General features: G+C 70.2%; 8 protein-coding genes and 1 tRNA gene. 7 read left to right on the forward strand and 2 right to left on the reverse strand.

Annotated elements, in window-relative coordinates:
• Nucleotides 1–2 precede the first annotated feature (2 nt).
• From D9V41_RS10840 to D9V41_RS10850, 3 genes are read left to right on the forward strand one after another with little or no spacing between them, the layout of a single operon-like run.
• A complete protein-coding gene (locus D9V41_RS10840; protein WP_121794577.1) occupies nt 3–1,289 on the forward strand; it encodes a thymidine phosphorylase in 1,287 nt (428 codons plus the stop codon).
• A gap of 9 nt (nt 1,290–1,298) precedes the next feature.
• Entirely contained in the window at nt 1,299–1,769 is a 471-nt protein-coding gene (locus D9V41_RS10845) for a MaoC family dehydratase (RefSeq protein WP_121794578.1), read from the forward strand.
• Nucleotides 1,766–2,848 (forward strand): adenosine deaminase, encoded by a 1,083-nt coding sequence (locus D9V41_RS10850; RefSeq protein WP_121794579.1) that lies wholly within the window; start codon nt 1,766–1,768, stop codon nt 2,846–2,848. Before D9V41_RS10845 ends, D9V41_RS10850 begins: the two co-directional genes overlap by 4 nt.
• A 99-nt stretch (nt 2,849–2,947) precedes the next feature.
• Here D9V41_RS10850 and D9V41_RS10855 read toward each other — a convergent pair whose 3' ends face one another.
• On the reverse strand, nt 2,948–3,526 hold the full coding sequence (locus D9V41_RS10855) for a uridine kinase family protein (protein ID WP_243697240.1): 579 nt from the start codon (nt 3,524–3,526) through the stop codon (nt 2,948–2,950).
• Complete coding sequence (locus D9V41_RS10860; RefSeq protein ID WP_166376004.1) at nt 3,520–5,400, reverse strand: acyltransferase family protein; 1,881 nt, start codon at nt 5,398–5,400, stop codon at nt 3,520–3,522. The genes D9V41_RS10855 and D9V41_RS10860 overlap by 7 nt, the downstream gene beginning before the upstream one ends.
• Before the next feature lie 142 nt (nt 5,401–5,542).
• Between D9V41_RS10860 and deoC the strand changes: the two genes are divergently transcribed.
• The 4 genes from deoC (at nt 5,543) to D9V41_RS10880 (ending at nt 11,540) form a co-directional block, all read left to right on the forward strand.
• Nucleotides 5,543–6,262, forward strand: a complete 720-nt coding sequence (deoC, locus tag D9V41_RS10865) for a deoxyribose-phosphate aldolase (RefSeq protein ID WP_121794581.1) — start codon at nt 5,543–5,545, stop codon at nt 6,260–6,262.
• A gap of 103 nt (nt 6,263–6,365) precedes the next feature.
• Nucleotides 6,366–8,588 carry a bifunctional metallophosphatase/5'-nucleotidase gene (locus D9V41_RS10870; RefSeq protein WP_121794582.1) on the forward strand — a complete coding sequence of 741 codons (2,223 nt, stop codon included), beginning with the start codon at nt 6,366–6,368 and terminating at the stop codon, nt 8,586–8,588.
• 14 nt (nt 8,589–8,602) lie between these two features.
• On the forward strand, nt 8,603–11,371 hold the full coding sequence (locus tag D9V41_RS10875) for an ExeM/NucH family extracellular endonuclease (protein WP_121794583.1): 2,769 nt from the start codon (nt 8,603–8,605) through the stop codon (nt 11,369–11,371).
• Between the two features lie 83 nt (nt 11,372–11,454).
• Nucleotides 11,455–11,540 (forward strand) — tRNA-Leu (locus D9V41_RS10880).
• Nucleotides 11,541–11,637 lie beyond the last annotated feature (97 nt).

The following is an 11,637-nucleotide window of genomic DNA, read 5'->3' on the forward strand; positions in this document are numbered from 1 at the left end:
GCATGAGCATCGAGCCGTTCGCCGCCACCGAGGTCATCGCCGCCAAACGCGACCGCAAAACGCTCACGGACGAGCAGATCGACTGGGTCGTCGACGCGTACACCCGCGGGGTGGTCGCCGACGAGCAGATGTCGGCCCTCGCGATGGCGATCTTCCTCAACGGGATGAGTCGGGCGGAGATCGCCCGCTGGACCGCCGCCATGATCGCGTCGGGGGAGCGCATGGACTTCTCGTCCCTGTCTCGCCCCACCGCCGACAAGCACTCGACAGGTGGGGTCGGAGACAAGATCACGCTGCCCCTCGCGCCGCTTGTGGCGGCGTGCGGTGTCGCCGTGCCGCAGCTGTCCGGCCGGGGGCTCGGACACACCGGTGGCACCCTCGACAAGCTCGAGGCGATCCCCCGGTGGCGAGCCGCACTCAGCAACGAGGAGATGTTGCGCCAGCTCGAGGACGTCGCCGCCGTCATCTGCGCCGCCGGCTCCGGGCTCGCGCCCGCCGACAAGAAGCTCTATGCGTTGCGTGACGTGACCGGCACGGTCGAGTGCATCCCGCTCATCGCCAGCTCGATCATGAGCAAGAAGATCGCCGAGGGCACCGGCGCGCTGGTGCTGGACGTCAAGACCGGGTCCGGTGCCTTCATGAAAAAGGAGGCCGAGGCGCGCGAGCTCGCCGAGACGATGGTCGCGCTCGGCACCGACGCCGGTGTCCGTACCGTCGCGCTCCTCACCGAGATGGGCACGCCCTTGGGGCTCACCGTCGGCAATGCCCTCGAGGTGCGCGAGTCGGTCGAGGTACTCGCCGGAGGAGGACCGGACGACGTCGTCGCGCTGACGCTCGCCCTGGCCCGCGAGATGCTGGCCGCAGCAGGACGCGGCGACGTCGATCCGGCCGACGCCCTGGCCGACGGCCGGGCCATGGACGTGTGGCGGCGGATGATCAGCGCGCAGGAAGGCGACCCTGACGCTCCGTTGCCGGTCGCCCCCGAGACGGAGACCATCACCGCTGCCGAGAGCGGCGTGCTGCAGCGGCTCGACGCGCTGTCGGTCGGCGTCGCGGCCTGGCGCCTCGGCGCCGGGCGCAGCCGTGCGGGCGAGGCGGTGCAGGCCACGGCCGGCGTGGAGATCCACGCGAAGCCCGGCGATCGGGTGACCGCCGGGCAACCGTTGCTGACCTTGCACACCGAGACACCGGAGCGCTTCGGCTGGGCGCATCAGGCGCTGGAGGGCGCATGGGACATCGACGATCGTGACTGTGACCTAGGTCGCGTGGTCATCGACCGGATTGGTTAGGGTCGCCCTATGCGTGTGCTGAACAACCGCCAGGAGATCGCCGATGCCGCAGGCACCGAACTGGGGGTGAGCGCGTGGATCACCATCGAGCAGGAGCGCATCGACCTGTTCGCGGACGCCACGGGGGACCGGCAGTGGATCCACATCGATCCCGAGCGCGCGGTCGACGGCCCGTTCGGTGCCACCGTCGCACACGGCTACCTGACCTTGTCCATGCTGCCCTTCCTGGGCGCCCAGGTGTACGCGTTCGCCGGTGACGTCGCGCGCGTGAACTACGGACTCAACACCGTGCGGTTCGTCGCGCCGGTGCGCGTCGACTCCCGCATCCGCGATCGGGTCAAGGTGCTGGAGGTCCGCGACATCGCCAAGGGGCAGCAGGTGACGCTCCAGCACACCGTCGAGATCGAGGGTGGAGACCGGCCGGCCTGCGTCGCCGAGGCGGTCGTCCTGCTCATGGACAACGAAGGACCCTCCGCATGACGCGTGCCACGCACGAGCAGATCGCCCGATGCCCCAAGGTGGCCCTGCACGAGCACCTCGACGGCGGAGTGCGGCCCAGCACGGTCGCCGACATCGCTCAGCAGATCGGGCATCCGCTCCCCGCCACGCCCGAGGAACTCGGAGAGTGGTTCGCCGTCGCCTCGAACTCGGGGTCTCTCGAGCGCTACCTGGAGACCTTCGCGCACACCGTCGCGGTGATGCAGCGTCCTGAAGACCTGCGACGGGTAGCCCGCGAGGCCGTGGAGGATCTCGCTGCCGACGGCGTGGTGTACGCCGAGCTGCGGTGGGCGCCCGAGCAGCATCAGCAGGCCGGGCTCAGTCTCACCGAGGCCGTCGACGCGGTGCAAGCGGGCATCGACGAGGGTGTGGCGGCGGTTCACGCCGTCGGCTCGCCCATGGTGGTCGGCCAGTTGCTGACCGCGATGCGGCACGCGTCGCGCGGGCTGGAGATCGCCAAGATCGTCGTCGACTATCGCGACCGCGGCGTCTTCGGCTTCGACATCGCTGGTGCGGAGGACGGGTTCCCGCCGATCCTGCACCTCGAGGCGTTCGAGTACCTGCGCCGGGAGAACGCCCACTTCACCATTCACGCCGGCGAAGCGTTCGGCCTCCCCTCGATCTGGCAGGCGGTGCAGCGCTGTGGAGCCGACCGGCTCGGGCACGGGGTCCGCATCGTCGACGACATCGAGGCCGGCGCGGAACGTCCCCACCTGGGCCGCCTGGCGGCGTACATCCGCGATCGTCGCATTCCGTTGGAGATGTGTCCGTCGTCGAACGTTCAGACCGGCGCCGCGGCGTCGGTGGCTGAGCACCCCATCGCGATGCTCGCCGAACTCGGCTTCCGCGTCACGATCAATTCCGACAACCGGCTCATGAGCCAGACCTCGATCGGCCGGGAGATGCGGCTGCTGACCGATGCGTTCGGATACTCCCTCGGCGATCTGCGCTGGTTCACCGTCAACGCGATGAAGAGCGCCTTCCTACCCTTCGACGAACGCCTCGCGCTCATCAACGAGACCATCAAGCCCGCCTACGCCGCCCTCGACGAGATCCAGTAGCCCCTTAGGTGGTCGAGTAGCGACCGAGCTCAACCCGCATGTGGTGGTCGAGTAGCGACCGAGCTCTGCGAGGGAGCGTATCGAGACCACGACACCAGGTCAGGAGGTCAGCCGGGCGTAGGCGCGCTGCGGGCTCATCGGCTCGCAACCCGCCGCGACGGCGCGCGCCACGACCTCACCCTCGGCCCCGAGGAGCCGCCATCCGCGTCGGATCAGGACGCTCGGTGGCTTGCGGGCCTCGCGGAAGTCGCGGGCGAGGCGCAGAGCGAAGGTCACCAGCCGCGGGCGGACCAGGCAGATCGCGTCGGCGAGCACCCCTGCGTCGCGGCAGGCGCGCACCATGTTCGGCGCGAAGAGCCCCTCGGCGATGAACCGCCGCCCCGGGACGCTCACGCGGTGCATCCCGGTCCGGCGGCTCAGACCGAGGTCGTACACCGGAACGTCGGCCTCGCCCTCCGCGCACAGGGTGACGATCGCCTCGAGAGCGGCGGCGGCGTCCCAGCTGCGCACGTCGTCCCAGTCCGGGATGCCGAACGAGCTGATGGGCAAGGCTGGGTCGTCGCCCTCGCGATAGAAGTCGTCGAGTCGTAGTACCGGCCACCCGAGGCGGCGAGCGAGATGCGACTTACCGGCTCCGGAGGGGCCGGCGAGGATCACGACGCGTGTCGGCGTCAGCACGTCGCGAAGGCGTGGTCGACGGTGTCGAGGAACGCTCCCTGGCCGGCTCCGGTCGGGTGCACGCGGTCGGCTCCGGTGAGATCGGGACGGGCGATCGCGAGGGCGTTCCAGTCCGCCAGGTGTACGTGCGGGTGCGCCTCCGCCACCGCCCGCACGGTGGCCAACGCCTGGTCCGACCACGATCGACCGGGGACGTAGGGCGCGACCAGCGTGACTTGTCGCCCGGCGAGGTCGCGCGACACGAGCGCGTCGAGGTCGGCATGATCGATCGCGCCGTTGGTACCGGTGGCGATGAGCACGCCGCGGCGCACGTGGCCGGCGGCGTTGGCGTCACGGATCGCGCGAGCGACGTCCTGGTACTGCCAGCCGACCGTGGCGACCGCCGCCGACTCGGGACGCCGATGCATGAGCTGGGGCGCGACGGCGACGGTGACCGAATCGCCGAACGCGCTGACCGGCTCGCCCGGGGGAACCGGCTCGCAACCGGGAGTTTCGGGGGCGGGCTTCGCCTCAGTCTCGGGCTGGGGCTCCGGCGGTGCGGGAACCTCCGCCTCGTCGAGATTCTCCATCGAGGCCGAGACCGCGCGTTGACCCTCGCGGAGGGTGGAGGCGATGCGGGACTCCTCGGGAGCCGTCCAGACCGCGAACAGGGCCGTCAGCACCGTCACACAGGCCGCGGTGGCGATCGCCCGTGATCGTCGCGGTCGGTACCCCTTCGTGCCGAGTGACTCCGTCCAGCGGCGGAAGGTGCGGCCGATCCCGTCGCGGCGCATGGGCAGCTCCAGGAAGCGGTAGGAGGCGGCCGCGGCGAGCACGGCGGCGAGCACCGCGCCCCAGGCCGCGAGCTGGACGTGCTCGGCCGGCGTCAACCGCGTGGCGATGACGATGAGCGGCCAGTGCCACAGGTACAACCCGTACGAGCGTTCGCCCAGCCAGCGCAGTGGCGCGACCGCCAGCGCGCGGGCGAGCCCGGTGGGGTTCGCCGCGGCGAGCACGACCGCGGCCGCGGCGACGTTGGCCGCCACCAGCCCGCCGACGTACGTGACGGGCGAGTCCCAGGCGACGAACGCTGCGTACAAGCCGAGGGCGACGAGACCGCAAGCGCCCCAGGCGCTCAATCGGGCGCTGCCACGAGCGGGCGTCGTAGCCTCGTCGCGCAGCAGGTGCGGACTCCGGCCGAGGGCGAGTGCAGCACCGAGCAGTAGGCCGAAGGCGTGACTGTCCAGTCCGAGATAGGCCCGGGTCGGGTCGGCGGTGAGGTACCAGATCGCGAACAGTGCGGCCGAGACTGCGACGAGAACCACTGAGGCGACCCTGGTGGCGCGACGACCTCCCAGAGTCATGAGCACCACGAACACGAGCGGCCACGCGAGATAGAACTGTTCCTCGATCGCCAGCGACCAGAGGTGGTTCAGCACTGGGGGCAGGCCCTCATCGGCGTACGACCACCCCTCGTGGATCTGGACCCAGTTGCTGGTCCAGGTCAGCGCCCCGAACGCCTGACGGCGAAGACCCGCCGCGGTCTCGTGGCCGACCACGAGGGTGAGCGCGGCGATCACTCCCACCATGGACACGAGCGCCGGAGCAAGGCGCCGCAAGCGGCGGATCCAGAACGCCCGGAGCCCGACGCGGCCGTCACGCTGCAGCTCGCGCAGTAACAACGCGGTGATGAGGAAGCCGCTCAGCACGAAGAAGACGTCGACGCCGACGAATCCGCCGGGCAACCACTGGGGTGCCGCGTGGTAACCGATGACCAGGAGCACGGCCACGGCACGCAGTCCGTCCAGCGACGCGAGCCGAGCCGGTGCAGCGGCGGAGGACGACCGTTCCACCGGCGCCTGCGCCTCGAAACGATCCCCGAGTGTGGCGCTCACGCCGACGCCTCCACGGGCCGGTGAGACCGGCGGCAGGGGAGGGAGACGTGCCACGGCATGGCTCCTATGGAAACACGCGGGAGCGAATCCGCGGTGCCCGACCCGCCGATCCGGCTGGCAACGCGGCCTAGACTCGATCCCCATGAGCAGCTTGCCGACCGTCGCGGAGATCGCCGGGCAGATCGACCATGCCATCTTGAAACCCGAACTCACACGTGCCGCGGTGGACGAGGACCTCGCGCTCGCCCGCGAGTACGGAATCTTCAGCGTGTGCGTGCGCCCGAGCGACATCGTCCACGCCGTCGCGGAACTGGACGGTTCGGGCGTCGCCGTCGGCACCGTCATCGGGTTCCCCCACGGGACCACGTCGACCCAGGCGAAGGTCGCCGAGGCGCGGCAGGCCCTCGCCGACGGCGCCGCGGAGCTCGACATGGTGCTCAACATCGGCCGGTTGCGCAGCGGCCTGCTCGATGACGTCGAGGACGACATTCGCGCTGTCGTCGAGGAGTCCGGCGACCACATCGTGAAGGTCATCCTCGAGACGGCGCTCCTCACCGACGGGGAGAAGGTCGCCGCGTGCCAGGTCGCGGAGCGTGCCGGAGCCGATTTCGTCAAGACGTCGACCGGTTTCGCCGGCGGCGGCGCCACGCTCGACGACGTCACGCTCATGCGGTCGGCCGTGAGCGACCGGGTCCAGGTCAAGGCGTCCGGCGGGGTGCGGGGACTCGACACGCTGCTGCAGATGCGCGACGCCGGCGTCACCCGGTTCGGGACGAGCGCGACCCGGGTCATCCTCGACGACCTTCGCGATCGCCTCGCCGGTGGAACCGGCAGCGGGGGCGAGGACGCCTCCTCGTACTGATCTCGTGCGGTGGGGTTCGCGCACCGTTGACAGGGCGTTCACCCTCAGGTGATGGTGTCAGGGCGGAAGACCGCTTCATCACACATATCGGGGGAATGCATCGATGGTTGCTGTGCCGCGCCGTGTCCTCACGGCCTCGCTGGGCTCGCTCCTCGCCACCGGATCGCTCACGGCACCGGCCGCGGCACCGGCACACGCGCAGGACGTGACACTGACGCTGCTGAGCGTCAACGACTTCCACGGCCGGATCGACGCGAACACCGTCAAGGTCGCCGGGACGATCGAGCAGTTGCGCGCCGAAGGTGGTGAGGACACTACCGTGCTGCTCTCCAACGGCGACAACATCGGCGCCTCGCTGTTCGCGTCGGCCGTGGCCGACGACATCCCGACCCTCGACGTGCTCAACGCGCTCGAGCTCGACGCGAGCGCCGCCGGCAACCACGAGTTCGACCGGGGCGCGGACGACCTCGTGACGCGGGTCGGTGACGCCGCCGACTTCCCGTATCTGGCCGCGAACGTGCTCGGTCCCGACGGGGAGCCGATCTTGCCGGCCTTCGAGATCGTCGAGGCCGGCGGCATGGAGGTCGCGATCGTGGGAGCCGTGACCGAGGAGACGCCGTCCCTCGTGAGTCCCGGGGGCGTGGAGGGCTTGACGTTCGCCGACCCGACCACCGCGGTGAACGAGACCGTCGAGGATCTCCAGGCGCTGCCGGCACCGCCGGACGTCATCGTGGCGCAGATCCACGACGGGGCGCCCGACGGCGGCTCCTCGTACGAGGAGGCCGTGGCTGCGAGCCCGACCTTCCGTGAGATCGCTGAGGGGGTGTCGCCGGAGGTCGACGCGATCTTCACCGGACATACCCACCAGGAGTACGCATGGGACGCTCCCGTTCCCGGCTCCCCGGGCGAGACGCGGCCCATCGTCCAGAGCGGTAGCTACGGCGCGAACATCGGCGAGGTCACGCTGACCGTGGACGCGACGACCGGTGACGTGACGGCCTACTCGGCGCGTAACGTCCCGCGAACCACCACCGACGATGCGACCCTGGTGAACCAGTTCCCGCGGGTGGGTACGGTGCAGGCGATCGTGCAGGCGGCCCTCGAGCACGCCGACGACATCGGCCGCGAGGTCAAGGGCACCCAGACGGCGGACATCACGCGCGCGTTCAACGGCGCGAGCGAGGACCGCGGTGCGGAGTCGACCCTCGGTGGAGTGGTGGCCGACGCCCTGCTCTCGCGTGTGTCGCAGACGCAGGCCGGGGCCGACCTCGGTCTCGTCAATCCGGGCGGCCTGCGCGCCGACCTGCTCTACGCGCCGACAGGCCAGGAGCAGCCGGGCGAGATCACCTATGCGGAGGCCAATGCCGTCCTGCCGTTCGTCAACAACGTCAGCTCCGTCGCGGTCACCGGCGAGACATTGAAGCGCATCTTCGAGCAGCAGTGGCAGCGCGACGCCGAAGGCAACGTACCCAGTCGCGCCTACCTCCAGCTCGGTGTCTCCGAGAACGTGTCCTACACCTTCGACTCGACCCGGCCCGAGGGCGACCGGATCACGGGCGTGTGGATCGACGGTGAACCGCTCGACCCGCAGCGCACCTACCGCATCGCGACGTTCTCCTTCCTCGCCCAGGGCGGAGACAACTTCCACGCCTTCACCGAGGGCACCAACACCGACACGGGACTCGTCGACTACGAGGCCTGGATCGACTATCTGGAGAACAACCGGCCGATCAGCCCCGACTTCGCCCGCCGATCGGTCGAGGTGCAGGGTTTGCAGGACGAGTACGCGGCGGGCGACACGCTGACGTTCACGCTGCCGCGGCTCGACCTCACCTCGCTGGGCAGCCCCGCCAACACCGAGGTCGCGGTCGAGGCGCTTCCGGAGTCCGGCGAGCCCGTAACGCTCGGCTCGTTCCCCGTGTCCGGCGGCGCGGCCCAGGTGGAGGCCACGCTTCCCGCGGACCTGTCCGGTGCGGTGCGATTCCGCGCCACCGCACAGCCGACCGGGACGACGGTCACGACGCGCAGCGTCACCGTGAGCGAACCGGAGCAGCCGGGGGCCGGGCTTCAGGCGACTGCCAAGCCGACGCGATACCCCGCTCCGGCTCGCATTCAGGTGACGGCGGCACGCGACGCCCGGGGCGTCGTCACGGTCGCGAAGAACGGTCTGCCGGTCGGTGCCGGGTACCTGAAGAACGGCCGCGCCATCGCGTTGACCCTTCCGTTCGTCCTTCGTCCGGGCACGCACGAACTGACGGTGACCCATTGGGGTGACCGCCGGTACGAGCGCAGCTCCGTCCCGGTCACTGTCGAGGTCAAGCGGTGAACGGGGGACCTGCGATGACGACGCTGACCCGCATCGCCGGCGCGCTCGCGCTCGGAGCCGGTCTTCTCGCGGCGCCGACCGTCGCCGGCGCGGCGCCCGACGGCGACGATCTCGTCATCGCCGAGGCCTATCTCAACGGCGGAAGCGCTGGCGCCGCCTTCTCCCACAAGTTCGTGGAGGTCGCCAACCCCACCGACGAGGCCGTCAGCGTCGCCGGGTGGTCGGTGCAGTACCGCTCCGCGACCAGCTCGAACGCCTTCAGCGGGGTGATTCCGCTCGGTGACCACACGATCCCCGCCGGCGGCCGCCTCCTCGTCGGCGGTAACAGCAACGGCCCCGCAGGTGAGCCCTTGCCCGAACCCGATGTCACGAGCGGTATCGCGTTCTCCGGCAGCGCCGGAGGGACGCTCGCGCTGACCCGCACCACGCAGCCGTTGTCCGGGGACCGGGCTACGGTGCTGTCACACCCGCAGCTGGTCGACCTCCTCGGGTACGGGTCGTCGGTCACCTACGAGGGTGCGGGGCAAGCCACCGGTTACTCGACGACCACGGCGCTCACGCGCGACGACGCGCTCACCGACACCGACGACAATCGCGCCGACTTCTCGGCGGCACCCCCGACGCCGGAGGCCTGCGGCGCCGCGTGCGACGGCGGGGAGTCACCGGAACCGGGGGAGCCGGACGTCGTCGACATCGCGGACATTCAGGGAACCGGGGACGAGAGCCCGTTGCTCGGGCGCCGCGTGATCACGCGCGGCGTCGTGACGGCGGCCTATCCGACGGGCGGGTTCAACGGGATCTACCTGCAGACACCGGGAACCGGAGGCGACGTGGACCTGGACGTCCATGACGCGTCGCACGGTGTGTTCGTGTACTCGGCCGAGCTTGCCCGGTCCGTTCGCGAGGGCGACCACCTCGAGCTCGCCGGCCGGGTGGGGGAGTACTACGGGCTCACCCAGGTGGTTCCGGAAGCGGGTGCCTGGACGGTCCTCGAGGAGCCGGTCCAGACGGTCAAGCCGGCCGCCGTGGAGTTCCCGCTCACCGAGACCGAGCGGGAGTCGCTCGAAGGCATGCTGCTCGCGCCGGCGAACGATTTCACGGTCACCGACAACTACTCGACCCATCAGTACGGCGAGGTCGGGCTCGCGGCCGGAGACGAGCCGTTGCGGCAGCCGACCGACGTCGCCCGGCCACGCACGCCCGAGTACGACGCCGTCGTGGCCGACAACGCCGCCCGAGCGGTGACCGTGGACGACGCGGCCACGATCAACTTCCTCAACGGTGCGAACCGCGAGATCCCGGTGCCGTGGCTGACCCCGGACAACGAGGTGCGCGTCGGTGCCGCCGTCCGCGTCGAGGAACCGATGATCCTCGATTTCCGCAACGACACGTGGAAGCTCCAGCCGACCGCTCACTTCCGCGCCGGTGACCCGGAACCGGTGCGGATCGAGGACGACACGCGGCCCGAGCGTCCGGCCGACGTCGGGGGCGACGTCCGCCTGGCCACCTTCAACGTCCTCAACTACTTCACCATGCTCGGTGAGGGCTACGAAGCGAACGGTCTCGGCACGTGCACGTACTACACGGACCGCGCGGGCGATCCCGTCACCGTCAACCGCTGCAGCAACGAGGGCCCACGGGGCGCTGCGAACGCCGAGAACCTGCAGCGACAGCAGGACAAGATCGTCGCCGCCATCTCGCAGCTCGGGGCGGACGTCGTCTCGTTGGAGGAGATCGAGAACTCGGCTGCCTTCGGCATCGACCGCGACACCGCCTTGCGGGCGCTGGTCGCAGCGTTGAACGAGCACGCCGGACGCGAGGAGTGGGCGGCGGTGGGCTCGCCCGCTGCCGTGCCCGAGGCGGAGGACGTCATTCGTACGGCGTTCATCTACCGTCCCGAGGCCGTGGAGCCGGTGGGGGAGTCGGTGATCCTCGACGATCCGGCGTTCGACAACGCCCGCGAGCCGCTGTCGCAGGAGTTCCGGCCCGTCGGAAGCGGCGAGCAGGACGACTTCGTGGTCATCGTCAATCACTTCAAGTCCAAGGGTTCCGGCGACGGCGAGGACGCCGACCAGGGCGATGGACAGGGGGCGTCGAACGCCTCGCGGGTCCGTCAGGCGACGGCGCTCGTGAACTTCGCTCAGGCGGAGCAGGAGCGTGCCGGAACGGACCGGGTCTTCCTCACCGGTGACTTCAACGCCTACAGCCAGGAGGACCCGATCCAGGTCATCGCGGAGGCGGGCTACGTCAACGTGGCGGCGCAATTCACGGACGCGCCCACCTACCAGTTCGGCGGCCAGGTGGGCTCGCTCGATCACGTCTTCGCGTCGCCGGGGGCGTTCGAGCAGGTGACCGGCGCGGACATCTGGGCGATCAATGCCGAGGAGTCGATCGCCAGGGAGTACAGCCGGTACAACCAGAACATCACCCAGCTGTACGACCGGACCCCGTACCGGGCGAGCGATCACAACCCGGCGATCGTCGGTATCGCTGCGGGGGAGGGCGAAGCACAGCTCGACCTGCGTGGCACGGCGGAACCGGTGCGCTGGCCCCGTGGGCCGAAGATCGACGTCTCCGCGCACCCGGAGGCATCCGGAGCCCTCGTCGTGCGGGCGGGCTGGCTTCCGCTGGGCATCGGCAGGTTGCACCACGGCGAGGGACGCGTGTCCGTCCTGCCGCTGGTGCTGGGACCCGGCACGCACCGTTTGTCGCTGACCTACACCGGGAACGCGCAGTTTCCTGCGACGACCGTGCCCGTCGAGGTGACGGTCACGCGCCGGTGAGATCGACCCCCACCCCGTGTGGAGCCCTGGGAGCGGTTTGCTAGAGTGGTGGATCGCACCAAGGGTTCCTCACGGGGCCCACTGTCCGGGTGGCGGAATAGGTAGACGCGCTAGCTTGAGGTGCTAGTGCCCGGTTACGGGCATGGGGGTTCAAGTCCCCCCTCGGACACAGTTCGCTTCCCTCCTCGATCACGATCGGGGAGGGAAGTGGTGTTTTCGGGGTCGCCTTCGTCGGGGTGACGCCCACGACGACGCCCCGTCCAGCA

The sequence above is a fragment of the Aeromicrobium phragmitis genome, from assembly GCF_003674095.1.
GTDB lineage: Bacteria > Actinomycetota > Actinomycetes > Propionibacteriales > Nocardioidaceae > Aeromicrobium > Aeromicrobium phragmitis.